14 protein-coding genes and 3 riboswitches are annotated in these 18,828 nt (G+C 71.8%); of the genes, 9 read left to right on the top strand and 5 right to left on the bottom strand.

From position 1 onward, the window contains the following. Nucleotides 1-44: 44 nt before the first annotated feature. Complete coding sequence (alaS, locus tag GA0070620_RS19240) at nucleotides 45-2,711, top strand: alanine--tRNA ligase (protein WP_091592852.1); 2,667 nt, start codon at nucleotides 45-47, stop codon at nucleotides 2,709-2,711. On the opposite strand, the gene GA0070620_RS33245 is transcribed toward alaS, so the two are convergent. Next, nucleotides 2,712-3,350 (bottom strand): CGNR zinc finger domain-containing protein, encoded by a 639-nt coding sequence (locus tag GA0070620_RS33245; protein ID WP_157741670.1) that lies wholly within the window; start codon nucleotides 3,348-3,350, stop codon nucleotides 2,712-2,714. Beyond that, on the bottom strand, nucleotides 3,329-3,781 hold the full coding sequence (locus tag GA0070620_RS19230; RefSeq protein ID WP_157741669.1) for a Fur family transcriptional regulator: 453 nt from the start codon (nucleotides 3,779-3,781) through the stop codon (nucleotides 3,329-3,331). The genes GA0070620_RS33245 and GA0070620_RS19230 overlap by 22 nt, the downstream gene beginning before the upstream one ends. An 86-nt stretch (nucleotides 3,782-3,867) precedes the next feature. Here GA0070620_RS19230 and GA0070620_RS19225 point away from each other — a divergent pair, with 86 nt between their 5' ends. The 4 genes from GA0070620_RS19225 (at nucleotide 3,868) to GA0070620_RS19210 (ending at nucleotide 9,109) form a co-directional block, all read left to right on the top strand. Next, nucleotides 3,868-4,482 (top strand): superoxide dismutase, encoded by a 615-nt coding sequence (locus GA0070620_RS19225; protein ID WP_091592846.1) that lies wholly within the window; start codon nucleotides 3,868-3,870, stop codon nucleotides 4,480-4,482. A 5-nt stretch (nucleotides 4,483-4,487) separates the two neighbouring features. After that, complete coding sequence (locus tag GA0070620_RS19220; RefSeq protein ID WP_091592844.1) at nucleotides 4,488-4,754, top strand: hypothetical protein; 267 nt, start codon at nucleotides 4,488-4,490, stop codon at nucleotides 4,752-4,754. 588 nt (nucleotides 4,755-5,342) lie between these two features. After that, nucleotides 5,343-5,549: riboswitch (cobalamin riboswitch) on the top strand. 126 nt (nucleotides 5,550-5,675) lie between these two features. Continuing rightward, nucleotides 5,676-8,066, top strand: coding sequence for a ribonucleoside-diphosphate reductase subunit alpha (locus GA0070620_RS19215; protein ID WP_091592842.1), 2,391 nt, complete (start codon nucleotides 5,676-5,678; stop codon nucleotides 8,064-8,066). Then, on the top strand, nucleotides 8,063-9,109 hold the full coding sequence (locus GA0070620_RS19210; RefSeq protein WP_091592840.1) for a ribonucleotide-diphosphate reductase subunit beta: 1,047 nt from the start codon (nucleotides 8,063-8,065) through the stop codon (nucleotides 9,107-9,109). The genes GA0070620_RS19215 and GA0070620_RS19210 overlap by 4 nt, the downstream gene beginning before the upstream one ends. Here the strand turns inward: GA0070620_RS19210 and GA0070620_RS19205 are convergent. Next, complete coding sequence (locus GA0070620_RS19205; RefSeq protein ID WP_157741668.1) at nucleotides 9,087-9,347, bottom strand: hypothetical protein; 261 nt, start codon at nucleotides 9,345-9,347, stop codon at nucleotides 9,087-9,089. The two genes, GA0070620_RS19210 and GA0070620_RS19205, sit on opposite strands and share 23 nt — an antisense overlap. A gap of 125 nt (nucleotides 9,348-9,472) precedes the next feature. After that, nucleotides 9,473-9,685, top strand: a riboswitch (cobalamin riboswitch). A gap of 115 nt (nucleotides 9,686-9,800) precedes the next feature. On the opposite strand from GA0070620_RS19205, the gene metE reads away from it, so the two are divergent. Next, nucleotides 9,801-12,050, top strand: coding sequence for a 5-methyltetrahydropteroyltriglutamate--homocysteine S-methyltransferase (gene metE, locus GA0070620_RS19200; RefSeq protein ID WP_091592835.1), 2,250 nt, complete (start codon nucleotides 9,801-9,803; stop codon nucleotides 12,048-12,050). A 57-nt stretch (nucleotides 12,051-12,107) separates the two neighbouring features. On the opposite strand, the gene GA0070620_RS19195 is transcribed toward metE, so the two are convergent. Further along, nucleotides 12,108-13,502 carry a short-chain fatty acyl-CoA regulator family protein gene (locus tag GA0070620_RS19195; RefSeq protein ID WP_197677471.1) on the bottom strand — a complete coding sequence of 465 codons (1,395 nt, stop codon included), beginning with the start codon at nucleotides 13,500-13,502 and terminating at the stop codon, nucleotides 12,108-12,110. A gap of 219 nt (nucleotides 13,503-13,721) precedes the next feature. On the opposite strand from GA0070620_RS19195, the gene aceA reads away from it, so the two are divergent. The 3 genes from aceA to GA0070620_RS19180 all read left to right on the top strand — a co-directional run bounded on the left by aceA (nucleotide 13,722) and on the right by GA0070620_RS19180 (nucleotide 17,841). Continuing rightward, nucleotides 13,722-14,993: an isocitrate lyase gene (gene aceA / locus GA0070620_RS19190; protein WP_091592833.1), complete on the top strand. Its 1,272-nt coding sequence runs from the start codon at nucleotides 13,722-13,724 to the stop codon at nucleotides 14,991-14,993. Then, nucleotides 14,990-16,600: a malate synthase A gene (gene aceB / locus GA0070620_RS19185; RefSeq protein ID WP_091592831.1), complete on the top strand. Its 1,611-nt coding sequence runs from the start codon at nucleotides 14,990-14,992 to the stop codon at nucleotides 16,598-16,600. Before aceA ends, aceB begins: the two co-directional genes overlap by 4 nt. A 159-nt stretch (nucleotides 16,601-16,759) precedes the next feature. Next, nucleotides 16,760-16,970: riboswitch (cobalamin riboswitch) on the top strand. Nucleotides 16,971-17,094: 124 nt separating this feature from the next. Beyond that, nucleotides 17,095-17,841, top strand: a complete 747-nt coding sequence (locus GA0070620_RS19180) for a class I SAM-dependent methyltransferase (protein WP_091592829.1) — start codon at nucleotides 17,095-17,097, stop codon at nucleotides 17,839-17,841. On the opposite strand, the gene meaB is transcribed toward GA0070620_RS19180, so the two are convergent. Continuing rightward, nucleotides 17,768-18,826: a methylmalonyl Co-A mutase-associated GTPase MeaB gene (meaB, locus tag GA0070620_RS19175; RefSeq protein WP_172836461.1), complete on the bottom strand. Its 1,059-nt coding sequence runs from the start codon at nucleotides 18,824-18,826 to the stop codon at nucleotides 17,768-17,770. The genes GA0070620_RS19180 and meaB overlap by 74 nt on opposite strands. Between the last annotated feature and the right edge of the window lie 2 nt (nucleotides 18,827-18,828).

Raw genomic sequence — 18,828 nt, 5'->3', positions numbered from 1 at the left:
ATACTATGCAATTGCCAAAGACTTGCAGTAAAGGATGGGGCGGTATGCGCACGGCGGAGATCAAGCGGCGGTTCCTCGCCCACTTCGAGGCGAACGGGCACACCGTGGTGCCGTCCGCTCCGCTGCCCGCCATCAGCGACCCGAACCTGCTGTTCATCAACGCGGGCATGGTGCAGTTCGTGCCCTACTTCCTGGGCCAGCAGACCCCGCCGTACGCGCGGGCGACGAGCGTGCAGAAGTGCATCCGGACGCCGGACATCGACGAGGTCGGCAAGACCAGCCGGCACGGCACGTTCTTCCAGATGAACGGCAACTTCTCCTTCGGTGACTACTTCAAGTCCGGGGCGATCCCGCTCGCCTGGGACCTGGCCACCAAGCCGGTCGAGGCGGGCGGCTTCGGGCTGGACCCGGAGCGGATCTGGGCCACCGTCTACCTGGACGACGACGAGGCGTACGACATCTGGCGCGCCACCGGCGTGCCGGCGGAGCGGATCGTGCGCCGCGGCAAGGCCGACAACTTCTGGTCGATGGGCATCCCCGGCCCGTGCGGTCCGTGCTCCGAGCTGTACTACGACCGTGGCCCGGCCTACGGCCGCGAGGGCGGCCCGGAGGTCGACGAGGACCGTTACCTGGAGTTCTGGAACCTCGTCTTCATGCAGTTCGAGCGTGGCCCGGGCACCGGCAAGGAGGACTTCCCGATCCTCGGTGACCTGCCGGCGAAGAACATCGACACCGGCATGGGCCTGGAGCGGATGGCCTCGCTGCTGCAGGGCGTGGACAACCTCTACGAGATCGACGAGGTCAAGCCGATCCTCGACAGGGCCGCCGAGCTGACCGGCAAGCGCTACGGCGTGCACTCGGGTCACGCGGCCAACGAGTCGCATCCGGACGACGTACGGCTGCGGGTCATCGCCGACCACGTGCGCACCTCGCTGATGCTCATCGGCGACGGGGTGACCCCGTCGAACGAGGGCCGGGGCTACGTGCTGCGGCGGATCATGCGCCGGGCGATCCGGGCGGTGCGGCTGCTCGGCTACCAGGACCGGGCGCTGCCGGAGCTGCTGCCGGTGGCCCGCGACTGCATGGCGCCGTCGTACCCGGAGCTGGCCGAGGACTTCGGCCGGATCTCCCAGTACGCGTACGCCGAGGAGGACGCGTTCCTGGCCACGCTGCGCGCCGGCACCACGATCCTGGACACCGCCATCGCTGAGACCAAGTCGGCCGGCAGGGCGGCGCTCTCCGGTGACAAGGCGTTCCAGCTGCACGACACGTACGGCTTCCCGATCGACCTGACCCTGGAGATCGCGGCCGAGCAGGGGTTGCAGGTCGACGCGGAGGGCTTCCGCCGGCTGATGGCCGACCAGCGCAGCCGGGCCAAGGCCGACGCGCAGGCGCGCAAGACCGGGCACACCGACGTGTCGGCGTACCGGCGGATCGTCGACACGACGGGCCTGACGGACTGGCGTGCCTACACCGACCTGACGACCGAGTCGACGATCGTGGCGATCCTGACCGACGGCGAACCGGTGCCCGCGGCGACCGAGGGGCAGATCGTCACCGTGGTGCTCGACGTCACCCCGTTCTACCCCGAGTCTGGCGGGCAGGCCGCCGACGCCGGGCACCTCACCGGCCCCGACGGCGCGGGCGAGGTGATCGACGTGCAACGGCCGGTCAAGGGCCTCGTCGCCCATCAGGTCCGCGTCACCGCCGGTCACCTGACGGTCGGCGCCCGCCTCACCGCGCACGTTGACGCGATCTGGCGCCTCGGTGCCCGACAGGCGCACTCCGGCACCCACGTGCTGCACGCCGCGCTGCGGCAGGTTCTCGGCCCGACCGCGTTGCAGTCCGGTTCCTACAACCGGCCCGGCTATCTGCGGCTGGACTTCGCCTGGCCCGGCGGACTCTCGGTGGACACCCGCAGTGAGGTCGAGGACGTCGCCAACCAGGCGCTGCGCGACGACCTACCGGTCACCGCGCAGGTCATGCCGCTGACCCGGGCCCGGGAACTGGGTGCCCTGGCCCTGTTCGGGGAGACCTACGACGAGCAGGTCCGGGTGGTCGAGATCGGCGGCGCGTGGTCCCGGGAACTGTGCGGCGGCACCCACGTAACCCACTCCAGCCAGATCGGCCTGCTCGCGCTGACCGGCGAGTCGTCCGTCGGCGCCGGGCACCGCCGCGTCGAGGCCGTCGTCGGACTCGACGGGCTGCGCTACCTCGCCCGCGAACGTGACCTCGTCACTCAACTCGCCGCGCAGCTGCAGGCCCCGCGCGAGGACCTGCCCGAGCGGATCACCGCGCTGCTCGGCCGCGCCAAGGCCGCCGAGCGCCGCGCCGACCAGCTCGCCCGTGAGCTCACCGCGCAGCGGGCGCGGCGCCTCGCCGCCGACGCGGTGCAGATCGACGGCACGCTCGTCGTCAGTGTCGTCGCCGCCGCCGACGAGGATCCTCGGCAGCTCGCCGAACTGGTCCGGGCCGCCCTTGCGCAGGACCGGCCGGGAGTGGTCGCCGTCGCCGCACCGGCCGAGCGCGGCACCCGCCTGGTCGTCGCCACCACCGCGACGACGCCCGACGCGCTCAGCGCCGTACAGCTGGTGAGGTCCGCGCTCGGCGGACGTGGCGGCGGCACCGCCCGCCTCGCGCAGGGCGGCGCCCCGGGTCTGACCGCCGATGCCACGCTGGCCACTGTCGCCGGCCTGATCCGGGCCGGCTGATCAGCGGGTGACCGTCCGTCGCCGGCTGCGGTGTGCCCGCACGTGGGCGCGGGTGGCGCAGCGCGGGGAGCAGAACCGGCGGCGGCGGTTGGTGGTCTCGTCCAGGAACACGATGCCGCAACCCGGCTCCGTGCAGGTCTTGAACCGGTCGATGCCCTGCTCGCACAGGAACACCGCGAGTGCCCACACCGCGGCGGCCACGTGCTCGGCCGCCGGTGTGGCGCCGGGCGCGGCGACGTGCAGGTGCCGGTCCGTCGGGACGGTGCCGGCGATGGCGGGCCGGAGCCGGTGCCGGGCCAAGAGCCGGTTGAGCACGTGCACGGCCTCGCGGTCACGGCGTGCGCCGACGTGGGCGAAGACCTCGCGGAGCTGCCGGCCCGCCTGGTGCAGCAGCGGCAGATCAGCCGGCGTCGCGACCTCGCGCAGGCGCGGCCACCCGACCGTGACGGCTGCCTCCGCCGGGGTATTCCCCGGCGGCGCGTTGGCCAGCTGCACCGCCAGTGCCACCATCTCGCGGCTGTCGGTGAAGGCCTGCGGGCGCCGCGCCGCCGCACGCGGGACCGGCCCCGGCCCAGCGCTCGGATCGGCCGCCGGTCGGGCGCGCGCGGCCGGCATGCTCAGGTGGTCGTGGTGCGGCACGCCGGGCACCGCCCGTACACGACGACCCCGCCGCTGCCGCCGTCCATCTCGACGCCGACCTCCCGGGCCGCCGCGACACTGGCCGCCACCGCCGGCACCGGCAGCTGGCGCATGCCGCCGCAGCCCTCGCACACCGCGTGATGGTGCGGGTGGTCGGCCAACCCGAACGTGGCCGCCCCACCCACCGGCACGGCATGCGCCACGCCGAGGTCGACCAGATGCCCCAGGACGCGGTGCACCGTCGACAGCTCCACCGCCAGCCCTCGGCCGGTGAGCCGCCGGTGCACCTCGCCGGCGTTGAGGTGTCGCCGCTCGACCGCGGCGTCGCCGAGCGCGTCCAGCACCGCACGCCGGGCCAGGGTCGTGCGTAGGCCGGCCCGGCGCAGCTGATCCAGCGCCGCGTCCACCCGATCGGCCCGCGATGTGATCAATCCCCGCTCCTCCCACCACCCGCCGTCTTGTTGCAAGATACTGGCAACAACGAAACTACGGCAGCATCACCGAAAGAGGGATCCTGATGGCGGTCTACACCCTGCCCGACCTGACCTACGACTACGGCGCGCTGGAGCCGGCCATGTCGGGGCAGATCCTCGAGCTGCACCACGACAAGCACCACGCCGCGTACGTCAAGGGCGCCAACGACGGCCTGGAGCAGCTCGCCGAGGCCCGCGACAAGGGCGACTTCAGCAAGCTCGTCGGCCTGGAGAAGACGTACGCGTTCAACCTCTCCGGGCACGTCCTGCACACCATCTTCTGGAACAACCTGTCCCCGGACGGCGGTGACCGCCCCGACGGCGACCTCGCCGCCGCGATCGACGAGCACTTCGGCTCCTTCGACGCCTTCGCCGGGCAGCTGTCGGCGGCGACGAAGAGCGTGCAGGGCTCCGGCTGGGGCGTCCTGGCCTGGGAGCCGCTCGGGCAGCGGCTGATCGTGGAACAGGTCTACGACCACCACGGCAACGTCGGGCAGGGCTCCACGCCGCTGCTGGTCTTCGACGCCTGGGAGCACGCCTACTACCTGCAGTACAAGAACGTCCGCCCCGACTACGTCGACCGGCTGTGGAACCTGGTCAACTGGTCCGACGTGATCGCCCGCTTCGACGCCGCCCGCGCCACGAGCCCGAAGATCTGAGCCGGGTGAGCGCAGCCACTCCCGAAGCGGCGGAGCTGCTCCAACGCGCCGCCGGGGTCATCGCGGCCAACCACCGCGGTGACCCCGGCGGCGCCGAGGAACTGCTCGCCGCGTTCCCCAGCGAGCAGGCCCGCACCCTCGGCTTCTACCTGCTCGCCGACCTCGCGCTGGGCCTGGTCCGAGCCCAGAGCGGCCAGAGCATTGACGACCTGGTCCGCGAGCTGTCCCTGCTCGTGGCCACGACCGCGGGGAGTCCCCCGGCTACCCCGTGACCGCACCCCGCACCCCACCGCGACAGCCTTGTTGCAAACATTTGGCAATTACCGCAGTATGGCCACAGGTGTTGCCCGAGAGCGGGTACACCTCGCAGGCGGTCCCCCCGGCACGCGATGATCCGCACCACGGCCGGGGGTGACCACCGCCTGGCGGGATTGGCGACAGGCCCGCGCCGTACGGGTGGCTGCGCCGACGCGCCGGCAGGGTTTCGATCTGCGGATACCGCTGTGTTCGGTATGCGGGACTCCCCGTGTTCGATTCGCGGGTGATGCCATCGGTCGCGGCTCGAGATTGCCCAGCGCTCGGCCGGTCACGCCCTACTGCTGAGATCATCAGGTCCAGAAGCCCGAGGGTCCGAGCCGCGTACCGCCGGCCAGAGCGAAGCCGCACCGATCGGCCGCCCCGGGCCTGGGTCGTGCGAGGCGTTCGTCGAAGGGGCCCGCCGCTACGCCGCGTCGCTGCGGGTCGCGGCGAGTTCGGGGAAGGCTTCCTTCCAACGCTGGCGGAGCTCCGCCTGCTGCGGCGATCCCGTTGTGACACGCCGACACAGTATCTGGGGTGCAGGTCGATGGAGGCGTCCATATATGGTGTCTGCCGTAGCTGGTTCGGGTGCCTATCCAGGGCGGCCGAGGCAAGAGGGAACCCGGTGCGAGTCCGGGACTGCCCCGCAGCGGTGAGTGGGAACGACCGCCGTCATGAAGCACTGGGCCGAGCAGGCCTGGGAAGCGACGACCAGTAGGAGTGAGTAGGACGCCCACGAGTCCGAAGACCTGCCAGCGCGCCGTCCGCGTACGTGGGCGGCGGTCGAAGGTCGCGTGGGACGACCGACGCCGGCACCGGAGCTGACCCTTCCCGGCAGCTCCGTGGCGTCTTCCCGCGCGTCCGAGGGCCATCGGAGACAGCGCGAGGGAGAGGTCATGACGGTGGTGCAGCAGAGTCCCGCTGCCGGTCTGGTGCAGCCGGAGCAGCGGCGGCAGGTGATGCAGGTCCACAAGCGCAACGGTGACAGCGAGCCGGTGGACGTCAACAAGATCGTCAAGGCGGTCGAGCGGTGGGTCGCGGACCTGGACGAGGTGGACCCGCTTCGGGTCGCCACGAAAACGATCAGCGGCCTGTACGACGGGGCGACGACCGCGGAGCTCGACAAGCTGTCGATCCAGACGGCGGCGGAGCTGATCGGCGAGGAGCCACAGTACTCGAAGCTGGCGGCGCGGCTGTTGGCCGCGTTCGTGGACAAGGAGGTCCGCGGGCAGGGTGTGGCGAGTTTCAGCCAGTCCGTCCGGTACGCCCACGGCCTGGGTCTGATCGGGGACGACACGGCCGCGTTCGTGGCCCGTAACGCCCGCAAGCTGGACGATGCCGTGGATCCAGCTGGTGATTTGCGGTTCGAGTACTTCGGGCTGCGCACCGTCGCCGACCGGTACCTGCTGCGCCACCCCGAGTCGCGGCTGGTGGTGGAGACGCCGCAGTACTGGCTGCTGCGGGTGGCCTGCGGGCTGTCCGAGACGCCGGTCGAGGCGATCGGGTTCTACCGGCTGATGTCGTCGCTGGCCTACCTGCCCAGCTCGCCGACGCTGTTCAACTCCGGCACCCGGCACACGCAGATGTCGTCCTGCTTCCTGGTCGACTCGCCCCGCGACGAGCTGGACTCGATCTACGAGCGGTACCACCAGGTGGCGAAGCTGTCGAAGTTCTCCGGCGGCATCGGGATCGCCTGGTCGCGGGTGCGCGGCCGGGGCGCGCTGATCCGCGGCACGAACGGCCGGTCGAACGGCATCGTGCCGTTCCTCAAGACCCTCGACGCCGGCGTGGCGGCGGTCAACCAGGGCGGCCGGCGCAAGGGCGCGGCCTGCGTCTACCTGGAGCCGTGGCACCCCGACATCGAGGAGTTCCTGGAGTTGCGGGACAACACCGGCGAGGAGTCCCGCCGGACGCACAACCTGAACCTGGCCAACTGGATCCCGGACGAGTTCATGCGCCGGGTCGAGGCCGACGGCGACTGGTCGCTGATCGACCCCTCCGACGCGCCGGAGCTGCCGGACCTGTACGGCGAGGAGTTCGACGCCGCCTACCGGGTCGCCGAGAAGAAGGCGGTGCGGACGGTCAAGGCCCGGGACCTGTACGGGCGGATGATGCGCACCTTGGCGCAGACCGGCAACGGGTGGATGACGTTCAAGGACCCGTCGAACCGGCTGTCCAACCAGACCGGCGTGCCGGGCAACGCGATCCACCTGTCCAACCTGTGCACCGAGATCCTGGAGGTGAACACCGACACCGAGACGGCGGTCTGCAACCTGGGCTCGGTCAACCTCGGCGCGCACGTCACCGCCGACGGGGTCGACTGGGAGAAACTGCGGGCGACGGTCCGCACCGCGGTGGTGTTCCTGGACCGGGTGATCGACATCAACTACTACCCGGCCGAGCAGGCGGCGGCGTCGAACCCGCGCTGGCGGCCGGTCGGGCTGGGCCTGATGGGCCTGCAGGACGCGTTCTTCACGCTGCGCCTGCCGTTCGACTCGACCGAGGCGAAGGAGCTGTCCACCCGGGTGCAGGAGGAGATCCTGCTGACCGCCCTGGAGACCTCGGCCGGGCTGGCGCAGCGGTTCGGCCCGCACCCCGCGTACGCCGAGACCCGCGCCGCCCGGGGTGAACTGCACCCGGACCTGTGGGGTGCCGAACCCACCCAGACCGAGCGGTGGGCAGCCCTGCGGAAGCGGATCGCCGCGCACGGGCTGCGCAACTCGCTGCTGGTCGCGATCGCGCCGACCGCCACCATCGCGTCGATCGCCGGCTGCTACGAGTGCATCGAGCCGCAGGTGTCCAACCTGTTCAAGCGCGAGACCATGTCCGGCGAGTTCCTCCAGGTCAACACGTACCTGGTCCGCGAGCTGAAGGCGCGGGGACTGTGGACGCCGCAGATCCGGGAGCAGATCAAGCGCGCCGATGGGTCGGTGCAGGGGATCAGCGAGCTGCCCGCCGAGGTGCGGGAGTTGTTCCGTACCGCGTGGGAACTGCCGCAGCGGGCGCTGATCGACCTGGCCGCCGCCCGGGCGCCGTACATCGACCAGTCGCAGTCGCTGAACCTGTTCATCCAGGCGCCGACCATCGGCAAGCTCTCCTCGATGTACCTGTACGCCTGGAAGGCCGGGCTGAAGACCACCTACTACCTGCGCTCGCGTCCCGCGACGCGGATCCAGCAGGCCACCGTCGCCGTCACCCCGGCGATCGCACCGCTCGCCGCGGTGAGCGACGACGAGGCGCTTGCCTGCTCCCTGGAGAACCCCGAAAGCTGCGAGGCCTGCCAATGACCACTGTTTCCGACCGCAGCACCAGCACCGGCACCGGAGAGCGGCACCTGCTGCTCGACCCCGGCATGGACCTGACCCTGCGACCGATGCGCTACCCGCACTTCTTCGACCGGTTCAAGGACGCCATCAAGAACACCTGGACCGTCGAGGAGGTCGACCTGCACTCCGACCTCGCCGACCTGGGCAAGCTCTCACCCGCCGAGCAGCACCTGGTGTCCCGGCTCGTGGCGTTCTTCGCCACCGGCGACACCATCGTCGCCAACAACCTGGTGCTCAACCTCTACCAGCACGTCAATTCTCCCGAGGGCCGTCTCTACCTGTCCCGGCAGCTGTTCGAGGAGGCCGTGCACGTCCAGTTCTACCTGAACCTGCTCGACACCTACGTCCCCGACGAGAAGGAGCGGTTCGCCGCGTTCGCGGCGGTGGAGAACATCCCGTCGATCGCCCGCAAGGCCGAGTTCTGCTTCAAGTGGATCGACTCGATTTTCAAGCTGCGCGAGCTGGAGACCCGGGAGGACCGGCGGGCGTTCCTGCTCAACCTCATCTGCTTCGCCGCCTGCATCGAAGGGCTGTTCTTCTACGGCGCCTTCGCCTACGTGTACTACCTACGGTCCCGAGGGCTGCTGCACGGACTCGCGTCCGGCACCAACTGGGTGTTCCGCGACGAGTCCATGCACATGGCCTTCGCCTTCGACGTCGTGGACACCGTACGCGCCGAGGAGCCTGACCTGTTCGACACCGACATGGAGCGGCAGGTCAAGGACATGTTGGCCGAGGCCGTGGAGTGCGAGGTCCAGTTCGCCGCCGACCTGCTGGAGCAGGGCGTCTCCGGGATGTCACTGGCCGACATGCGGGAATACCTCCAGCACGTGGCCGACCGGCGCCTGGCCGTGCTCGGCATCGCGCCAATGTACGGCAGCCGCAACCCGTTCGCGTTCATGGAACTGCAGGACGTGCAGGAGCTGTCGAACTTCTTCGAACGCCGCGTGTCGGCGTACCAGGTCGGTGTCACCGGGAGCGTCAGCTTCGACGACGACTTCTGACGCCGCGGGCAGCCGGACCGTCGTCGCCCAAGGCGGCGGCGAGGCGCTCACAGGCGCAGCCGGCGGGGCCCGCCTCGGCGAGGATCGCCTCGATCCGCGCCAGGCGGGCCCGCGCCTGCCGCAACTCGTGCTCCAGCCGGGTCGCCCGGGCGGCGCGGGCGCCGACCTGCCGGCGGGAGGCGTCCAGGCGGTCGAAGTCCTCCGGCCGTACCGCCACCCAGTCGGCGCCATCCACCATCACCGCGACCCTGTCGATTTTATGGCCCATCCGTCACCTTCTCGTCGTGCGCGGTCGTCCCGCCGCCACGACGGCTCGCCGTCCCGCAGGACGGACGCGCCGACCACGATCGCTCATCGCCCCATACGATAGACAACGGTGCTGGTTCGCCGTGCCCGTCAGGGGCGCGGCGTCGCAAGAGGGAACCCGGTGGGAATCCGGGACTGCCCCGCAGCGGTGAGTGGGAACGACCGCCGTCATCAAGCACTGGACCGCACGGTCTGGGAAGCGACGGCCAGTAGGCGACCGTACCGGTCACGCCCGCGAGTCCGAAGACCTGCCCGCACCGCGCACGCCATCCGGTGTGCGCCGCCGACGGTCGCTCGGGACGGCCGGGGTGGAAGCCGGTACGCCACCGTACCCTTTCCTCCCTGCCTGCCGGGACGACCTCGGGCACTTCGAGGGAAGGACCCCATGAGTACCGCATTCGGTCAGAGCACCGTGCTGGGCTATCCGCGCATCGGTGACAACCGTGAGCTGAAGAGGGCAGTCGAGGCCTACTGGGCAGGCCGGATCGACGCCGAGGAGTTGGCGGCGACCGCCGCCGCGCTACGGGCGCAGGTCTGGCGGACGCTGCGCGACGCGCGGCTGGACGCGATCCCGTCCAACACGTTCTCCTACTACGATCACATGCTCGACACCGCCGTCGCCGTCGGCGCTGTCCCGCACCGGTTCGCCCGGCTCGGGTTGTCCGACCTGGACACCTACTTCGCCATGGCCCGCGGCGTCGACACCGAGCCGGCGCTGGAACTCACGAAGTGGTTCGACACGAACTACCACTACCTGGTCCCGGAGATCGGCTCCGGGACGGTCTTCGTCCCGAATCCCGCAAAGGCGCTGGCCGAGTACCGCGAAGCCCGCGAGCTGGGCGTCGAGAGCCGCCCGGTGCTGGTCGGGCCGGCCACGTTCCTGCTGCTGGCCAAGACCACCGAGCCGGGCGGCGATCCGTTCGACCGGTTGACCGACCTGGTCGACGTTTACGCCGAGCTCCTGCGATCCCTCGCGGCGGCAGGCGTGCGGTGGGTGCAGCTGGACGAACCCGCCTACGTCGCCGACCGGAGCACCGCCGAGGTCGACGCGCTGCGGGAGGCCTACACCCGGCTGTGCGCGGTGCGGCAGCGGCCGGCGATCTTCGTCGCCTCTTACTTCGGTGAGCTCGGCGACGCGCTGCCCGCCCTGCTCGACACGCCGGTCGAGGCGGTCGGTCTGGACCTGGTGGCCGGCACCGGCAACCTGCGGCGGCTGGCCGGTGCGGGCCCGCTGCGCGGCAAGACGATCGTCGCGGGCCTGGTCGACGGCCGCAATGTCTGGCGTACGGACCCGCGTGCCGCCGTGGCGGCCGGTGCCGCGGTGGCCGGGCTCGCCGATCACGTCGCGGTCTCCACCTCGTGCTCGCTGCTGCACGTGCCGGTGGACCTGTCCGTCGAGACCGCTCTCGACCCGGCGCTGCGGCAGCGGCTCGCCTTCGCGCGGCAGAAGGTCGACGAGGTGGTCCTGCTGGGCCGGGCGCTGCGCGACGGGGCCACGTCCCTGCCCGAGCCGCTGCCGCCCACCCCGACGGAATGGCGTGACGACACCGTACGCGGCCGGCTCGCCGCTCTGCGCCCCACCGATCGGCAACGCGGCGCGTACCCGGAACGTGCCGCCGCGCAGCAGACCCGGCTGAGCCTGCCACCGCTGCCGACCACGACCATCGGCTCGTTCCCGCAGACCGACGAGCTGCGCCGGGCGCGTGCCGAGCACCGGGCCGGGCGTCTCGACGCCGCCGCCTACACGCAGCTAATGCGCGCCGAGGTCGAGCACGTCATCCGGTTGCAGGAGCGGCTTGGCCTGGACGTGCTCGTGCACGGCGAGCCGGAACGCAACGACATGGTCCAGTACTTCGGCGAGCAGTTGTCCGGGTTCGCCGCCACCGAGCACGGGTGGGTGCAGTCCTACGGCTCGCGCTGCGTGCGTCCGCCCATCATCCACGGCGACGTGGCGCGCCGGTCACCGATGACGGTCACCTGGTCCACCTACGCGCAGTCGCTGACCGACCGGCCGGTCAAGGGCATGCTCACCGGTCCGGTGACGATCCTGGCCTGGTCGTTCGTCCGCAGCGACCAGCCCCTCGCCGACACCGCCGACCAGGTCGCGCTCGCCCTGCGTGACGAGTGCCGCGACCTCGAGGCGGCCGGCATCCGGGTCATCCAGGTCGACGAGCCGGCGCTGCGGGAGACGCTCCCCCTGCGCAGGGCGGACCAGAAGGCGTACCTGGACTGGGCGGTGGGGGCCTTCCGCCTGGCGACCTGCGGCGTCGCCGACGACACGCAGATCCACACCCACCTGTGCTACTCGGAGTTCGGCGAGGTCATCACCGCCATCGACGCCCTCGACGCGGACGTCACCAGCATCGAGGCGTCGCGCTCGCGGATGGAGGTCCTCGACGACCTCGCCGCGGTCGGCTACGGCCGTGGCGTCGGGCCCGGCGTCTGGGACATCCACTCGCCCCGGGTGCCGTCCCGTGCCGAGGTCGTCGACGCGCTGCGCCGGGCCGTGGCGGTGGTGCCGGCCGAGCGGCTGTGGGTGAACCCCGACTGCGGTCTGAAGACGCGCGGCTACCCCGAGGTCGAGGCGTCCCTCGAACACCTGGTCGCCGCCGCAGCGGAGCTTCGCGGCAGCTGATCCGCCGGGCCGGGCGGGACCCAGCGTCCCGCCCGGTGCGCCGGCGACCGGCTCGACTCAGTCCTTGAGGGGGTACGGGATGAAAGTGCTCCGGTTCTCGTCCAGATCGAGCCGGCGGCTGATCGGTGCGGCGGCCCGCTGCGGGCAGGTCATCCGCTCGCAGGTCTTGCAGCCCGGGCCGATCGGTGTGGCCGCCTCCGCCGCGTGCAGGTCCATCCCGGCGGAGTAGACCAGCCGGTCGGCATGCCGGGTCTCGCAGCCCAGGCCGACCGCGTAGACCTTCCCCGGCTGGTTGTAGCCGCCGTGGTGCCGGGTGATGCTGCGGGCGATCCACAGGTAGCGCTGCCCGTCGGGCATCGCGGCGACCTGCACGACCACCCGGCCGGGCGCGCTGAACGCCTCGTAGACGTTCCACAACGGGCAGGTGCCGCCGGTGTGGGAGAACGGGAAGCCGGTGGCGGACTGGCGTTTGGACATGTTGCCGGCCCGATCGACCCGGACGAACGAGAACGGCACCCCACGCGCCCGGGGGCGTTGCAGGGTGCTGAGCCGGTGACAGACCGTCTCCCAGCCCATCGCGAAGTGCTGGGTGAGCAGGTCGATGTCGTACCGGCGTTGCTCGGCCGCCGCCAGGAACTGCTCGTACGGCAGGATCAGCGCGGCGGCGAAGTAGTTCGCCAGGCCGACCCGGGTGAGGATCTGGGTCTGGACGTCGTCGAACCGCTCCTCCTCCACGATCTCGTCGATCACGTCGGCGAACTCCAGCAGCGCGATCTGCGCCGCCATCCGCATGGCCTCCTGTCCGGCCCGCAGCGACGACGACAGGTGCAGGGTGCGGGTCTGCGGGCGGTAGCGGTGCAGTTCGTCGCCGAGCGAGGCGGCGTCGTCGCGGCGGACGTGGAGGCCGTGCCGCTGGGCGAGCCGGTCCTGGAGGGTGGCGCGGACCTCGCCACGGCGGAGGTCGATGTTCGCGGCCAGGCGCTCCGCGGCCTCGTCCAGGTCGGGTACGTAGTTCTGCCGCCGGTAGAAGAACTCGGTCACCTGGTCGTGCGGGCTGCGGCCGAGCTTCTCCCGGTCACCGAGGATCTCGGCGAGTTGCTCGTCCGCCTGCCGGTACCGGCGGTGCAGCTCGATGACGGCCTCGGCGACCTCGGGCAGCCGGGTGGCGAGTTCGGTGAGGTCGGCGACGCCCGCCCGGCCGGGAAGCGCCTCACGCAGCCCGGCGGCCAGTCTCGGCGTGTCCCGGGGCGCGAAGACGGTCGGGTCGACGCCGAACACCTCGGTGATCCGCATCAGCACCGGAACGGTCAGCGGCCGGGCGTCGTGTTCGATCTGGTTGAGGTAGCTGGGCGAGATGCCGAGCAGGCGGGCCAGGTGCGACTGGCTCAGCGCCCGATCCTCGCGCAGCCGGCGCAGCCGGGCACCGGCGAAGGTCTTGGCGATCGCCCTCACCTCCCCTGGTCGTTCACCGATCGCCTGCTTGGCAGGCTGCCAACATATCCCTTCGCAACTTCGCAAGATGCGGCGGAAAATTCCCAGAACTTGGCTTTTTCCGTCCCTCGACCGGCCGTCGGCGCCGTGTGAGCGTTGGCGACACGCCGAACCGGCATCGACCTACGCCGCCACGCGGCAGCCGGATCGCGGCGCCATCGACACCGAGGGGACGACACCATGCAGAACGCCGTCGAGCAGTTGCGTACGGAGTGGGAGACCAGCCCGCGGTGGAAGGGGGTGCGGCGCAGCTACCGCGCGGAGGACGTGGTGCGGCTGCGCGGGGCGATCCAGGAGGAACACACCCTGGCCCGGCACGGGGCGGAGCGGCTGTGGAAGCTGCTGCACAGCGAGGACTACATCCACGCCCTCGGCGCGCTCACCGGCAACCAGGCCGTGCAGATGGTCCGCGCCGGCCTCAAGGCGATCTACCTCTCCGGCTGGCAGGTGGCCGCCGACGCCAACCTGGCCGGGCACACCTACCCCGACCAGAGCCTCTACCCGGCCAACTCGGTACCCGCGGTCGTGCGCCGGATCAACAACGCGCTGCTGCGCGCCGCCCAGATCACCACCGCCGAGGGCGACACCACCGGGACGGACTGGCTGGCGCCGATCGTCGCGGACGCCGAGGCCGGCTTCGGCGGTCCGCTCAACGCGTACGAGCTGATGACCGCGATGATCGCGGCCGGCGCGGCCGGGGTGCACTGGGAGGACCAGCTCGCCGCCGAGAAGAAGTGCGGTCACCTCGGCGGGAAGGTGCTCGTCCCGACCGGCCAGCACATCCGTACCCTCGAGGCGGCGCGGCTCGCCGCCGACGTCGCCGGCGTGCCGTCGGTGGTCATCGCCCGCACCGACGCGCAGGCCGCCACGCTGCTCACCACCGACGTGGACGAGCGGGACCGGCCGTTCGTCACCGGCGAGCGGACCGCCGAGGGCTTCTACCGCGTCCGCAACGGCGTCGAGCCGTGCATCGCCCGCGGTCTGGCCTACGCCCCCCACTCGGACCTGCTCTGGATGGAGACCAGCACGCCGGACCTGGAGGTCGCCCGCCGGTTCGCCGAGGCGATCAAGGCCGAGTACCCGGACCAGCTGCTCGCCTACAACTGCTCGCCGTCGTTCAACTGGCGCAAGCACCTGGACGACGCGACCATCGCGAAGTTCCAACGGGAGCTCGGCCACATGGGGTACAGGTTCCAGTTCATCACCCTGGCCGGCTTCCACGCCCTCAACTACTCGATGTTCGACCTGGCCCGCGGCTACGCCGCCGAGGGCATGTCGGCCTACGTGGCGCTGCAGGAGCGGGAGTTCGCGGCCGAGCCGACCGGCTACACCGCCGTCAAGCACCAGCGCGAGGTGGGCACCGGCTACTTCGACCTGATCAGCACCGTGCTCAACCCGGCCGCCGAGACCACCGCCCTGCGCGGCTCCACCGAAGAGGAACAGTTCGCATGAGGTACGAGGTCATCGGCCCGATGGCCGACCGGTTCGACGAGGTCCTCACCCCCGAGGCGCTGGAGTTCCTGGTCGCGCTGGACAGCGAGTTCGCCGCCCGCCGGGTGGCCCTGCTCGACACCCGCCGAGCCCGCCGGGACCGGTACGCCAGCGGCCAGCTGCCCGACTTCCTAGCGGAGACCGCCGCGATCCGGGACGACCCGACCTGGCGGGTGGCGCCGCCGGCACCGGGTCTGGTCGACCGGCGGGTCGAGATCACCGGACCGACCGACCGCAAGATGACCGTCAACGCCCTCAACTCCGGGGCGAAGGTGTGGCTCGCCGACTTTGAGGACGCCACCGCCCCCACCTGGCACAACGTCATCAGCGGGCAACTCAACCTGATCGACGCGCTGGACCGGCGGATCGACTTCACCGACCCGCGCGGCAAGCGGTACGCCCTCGGCGAGGAACTGGCCACGATCGTGGTCCGGCCGCGCGGCTGGCACCTCGTGGAGAAGGGTATCGCGGTGGACGGGCGGCCGATCTCGGCCAGCCTGGTCGACTTCGGGCTCTACCTATTCCACTGCGCCCGGCGGCAGCTCGACGCCGGGGCGGGGCCGTACTTCTACCTCGCCAAGCTGGAGGGCCACCGCGAGGCACGGCTGTGGAACGACATCTTCGTCTTCGCCCAGCAGTACCTGGGCCTGCCGCAGGGCACCATCCGGGCCACCACGCTGATCGAGACGATCACCGCCGCGTTCGAGATGGAGGAGATCCTCTACGAGCTGCGCGAGCACTCGGCGGGACTCAACGCCGGGCGGTGGGACTACATCTTCAGCATCATCAAGAACTTCGGGCAGTGGCCGGACTTCGTCCTTCCGGACCGCGCCGAGGTCACCATGACCGTGCCGTTCATGCGGGCGTACACCGAACTGCTGGTGCGTACCTGCCACCGGCGGGGCGCGTACGCGATCGGGGGGATGGCCGCGGTCATCTCCAGCCGGGACCCAGAGGTCAACGAGACGGCGCTGCGCCGGGTACGCGCGGACAAGCGGCGGGAGGCCGGCGACGGGTTCGACGGCTCCTGGGTGGCCCACCCGGGCCTGGTCGATACGTGCCGGGAGGAGTTCGACGCGGTGCTGGGCGACCGCCCGAACCAGCTCGACCGGCTCCGCGACGACGTCAGCGTCACCGCGGCCGACCTGCTCGCCGTCGACAAGACCCCGGGCCAGGTCACCGCCGCGGGGCTGCGGTCCAACATCGCGGTCGCGCTGCGCTACATCGACGCGTGGCTCGGCGGCACCGGCGCGGTGGCGCTGTGGAACCTGATGGAGGACGCGGCCACCGCCGAGATCGCCCGCTGCCAGGTCTGGCAGTGGCTGCACCACGGCACGCCGCTGGCCGACGGCGGCACGGTGACCGACGAACTGGTTCGGTCGATCCTCGCCGAGGAACTGGCCGACATGGTCGCCGGTCGCGACGGCGACGGCCAGCGGCGTGCCGGACAGGCCGCGCGGATCGTCGAGGACACCGCGCTGGGGGAGGACCTGCCCGCGTTCTTCACCACCGGCGCGTACGCCCGGCACCTCGGGTCGGGTCGTGGGCCCGGCGGGTCGACCGGCTGAGCGCGGTCGGCGTCCCCGGGAGCCGGGAAGGCCCGTCAGGCCCTTCCCGGCTCCCGCCCCTGCTCACCCGGGCGAAGGGCATCCTTCGACGATCACCCCGGGAGGCACGATCACGCCGGCCGGTGGTGCACGCCATAGGTCCCGCCTCGTGCGGGCCATAGGATGCGGGGCGGTGCTGGTACGCGCGGGCCCTGACGGGTCCGGGCGTCGCAAGAGGGAACCCGGTGCGAGTCCGGGACTGCCCCGCAGCGGTGAGTGGGAACGACCGCCGTCATGACGCACTGGGCCGCGCAGGCCTGGGAAGCGACGGCCAGTAGGAGCGAGCAGGACGCCCACGAGTCCGAAGACCTGCCCGCACCGCGTGCGCAGCCGCGCACGCCGCCGACGGCCTCGTGGGAGGGCCAGGGTGGGCCGGTCGGCGATGTCCCCGGCTCCTGCCGGTACCTCCCCCTCGACGCCCTCGGCGCCGGAGCGAGGGAAGGAACGTCAGGCAGATGACACCGTCGACCACCCCGGGCTACGGATTCGCCGACGCGTGGCACGCGGTGGCCTGCGGGGAGCCGGAGGGGACACACCCGGCTCCGGACGAGGCCGTGCTGCGCGCCCTGGTCTCGTACATCGGTCCCGGGGAGACAGTGCTCGGCATCGCCGCGGACGAGTTCGCGCTGGTGGCGGCGACGACCGGTGCGTACGTCACGGTGGTGGACCCGTCGCGCGAGCGGCTCGCCCTGGTCACGGCCGAGGCCGGCCGGCGCGGCGTCACCGTGGACCCGGTACGGGCCCGCTGGCCGGAGGCGGCCGTCGCGCACCACGACGTGGTGGTCAGTGCCGGGGCGCTACGCCACCACCGGGAGTTGCCGGCGGCGCTGCGGGCGATGGTGCTGCACGCCGGCCGGCTGCTGCTCTGTGTCGACGACGCCGGCACGCCGGCCCCGCACGAGCAGGTCCTCGCGGCACTCACCGGCGGACCGGTGGTCCGGCAGCCCCCGCGGCACCTGCTCATCGCCGGCGCCCTGGCGGAGTTGGGCCTGACGGCCGACGTACGGGTGGTGACCGGCAGCCGGACCGTCACGGCGGCCGACGAAGCCGACCTGGCGCGGCGGCTGGCCGGGCGGCCGCTGCCCGGGCCGGTGGCCGGGCGGCTGCTGGAACTGCTCGCGCCGATGCTCAGCCGGACGCCGGCCGGGGACCTGCGGTACCGCCACCCGGTGCGCGCCGGTCTGGTGGTGTGCCCGGTCTGACGGGTGATTCGGCGAACCCGGCCAGCAGCCGCTCGGCGGCGAGCGCCGGGGTGAGCGTGCCGTCGACGACCTGCCGCTCCACCTCCGGGGCGAGGGCCCGCACCGTGGGGTGGGTACGGAGCCGGTCGAGCAGTTCGGCCCGGACCATCGCCCAGACCCAGCCGATCTGCTGCCGGCGACGCCGTTCGGCGAGGTCGCCCGAGGCGGCCAGGGTCTCCTGGTGGTGGCGGATCTGCCGCCACACCTCGTCCAGGCCGGTCTCCTCCAGGGCGCTGCAGGTGACCACCGGCGGCTGCCACCCGCCGTCGGGCGGGTGCAGCAGGCGCAACGCCCCGGCGAGTTCACGGGCCGCGCGGCGCGCGTCGGTAGCGTGCGGCCCGTCGGCCTTGTTGACGGCGATGACGTCGGCCAGTTCCAGCACGCCCTTCTTGATGCCCTGGAGCTGGTCGCCGGTGCGGGCGAGGGTGAGCAGCAGGAACGAGTCGACCATCTCCGCCACGGTGGTCTCGGACTGGCCGACACCGACGGTCTCCACGAGGACCACGTCGTGGCCGGCAGCCTCGACGACCACGATCGCCTCGCGCGTGGCCTTGGCGACGCCGCCGAGGGTGCCGGCCGTCGGCGAGGGCCGGACGAAGGCGGCCGGGTCGGTGGCGAGCCGGGTCATCCGGGTCTTGTCGCCGAGGATGCTGCCGCCGGTGCGGGTGGACGACGGGTCGACGGCGAGTACCGCCACCCGGTGCCCGTCGGCGGTCAGGCGGCTGCCGAGGGCGTCGATGAAGGTGGACTTGCCGACCCCGGGCACCCCGGTGATGCCGATCCGGTGCGCGCCGCCCGCGTGTGGGGTGAGGGCCACCAGCAGCCGCTGGGCCGCCGCCCGGTGGTCGGCTCGGGTGGACTCGACCAGGGTGATGGCCCGGGCGATCCAGGCCCGAGAGCCGGCGCGCACCCCTTCGACGTACGCCTCGACGGCGGGAGCGCGCATGC

The sequence above is a fragment of the Micromonospora krabiensis genome, assembly GCF_900091425.1.
In the GTDB taxonomy this organism is placed as follows: Bacteria; Actinomycetota; Actinomycetes; order Mycobacteriales; family Micromonosporaceae; genus Micromonospora; species Micromonospora krabiensis.
This window is presented reverse-complemented; position numbering and strand designations above follow the sequence as displayed.

Excerpts from the sequence above, each read along its gene's own strand:
- meaB (WP_172836461.1), bottom strand. The coding sequence starts at position 18,826 with ATGCGCGCTCCCGCCGTCGAGGCGTACGTCGAAGGGGTGCGCGCCGGC.
- aceA (WP_091592833.1), top strand. The coding sequence starts at position 13,722 with ATGCAGAACGCCGTCGAGCAGTTGCGTACGGAGTGGGAGACCAGCCCG.
- GA0070620_RS19210 (WP_091592840.1), top strand. The coding sequence starts at position 8,063 with ATGACCACTGTTTCCGACCGCAGCACCAGCACCGGCACCGGAGAGCGG.
- GA0070620_RS19215 (WP_091592842.1), top strand. The coding sequence starts at position 5,676 with ATGACGGTGGTGCAGCAGAGTCCCGCTGCCGGTCTGGTGCAGCCGGAG.
- metE (WP_091592835.1), top strand. The coding sequence starts at position 9,801 with ATGAGTACCGCATTCGGTCAGAGCACCGTGCTGGGCTATCCGCGCATC.
- GA0070620_RS19180 (WP_091592829.1), top strand. The coding sequence starts at position 17,095 with ATGACACCGTCGACCACCCCGGGCTACGGATTCGCCGACGCGTGGCAC.
- aceB (WP_091592831.1), top strand. The coding sequence starts at position 14,990 with ATGAGGTACGAGGTCATCGGCCCGATGGCCGACCGGTTCGACGAGGTC.
- alaS (WP_091592852.1), top strand. The coding sequence starts at position 45 with ATGCGCACGGCGGAGATCAAGCGGCGGTTCCTCGCCCACTTCGAGGCG.
- GA0070620_RS19225 (WP_091592846.1), top strand. The coding sequence starts at position 3,868 with ATGGCGGTCTACACCCTGCCCGACCTGACCTACGACTACGGCGCGCTG.
- GA0070620_RS19205 (WP_157741668.1), bottom strand. The coding sequence starts at position 9,347 with ATGGTGGATGGCGCCGACTGGGTGGCGGTACGGCCGGAGGACTTCGAC.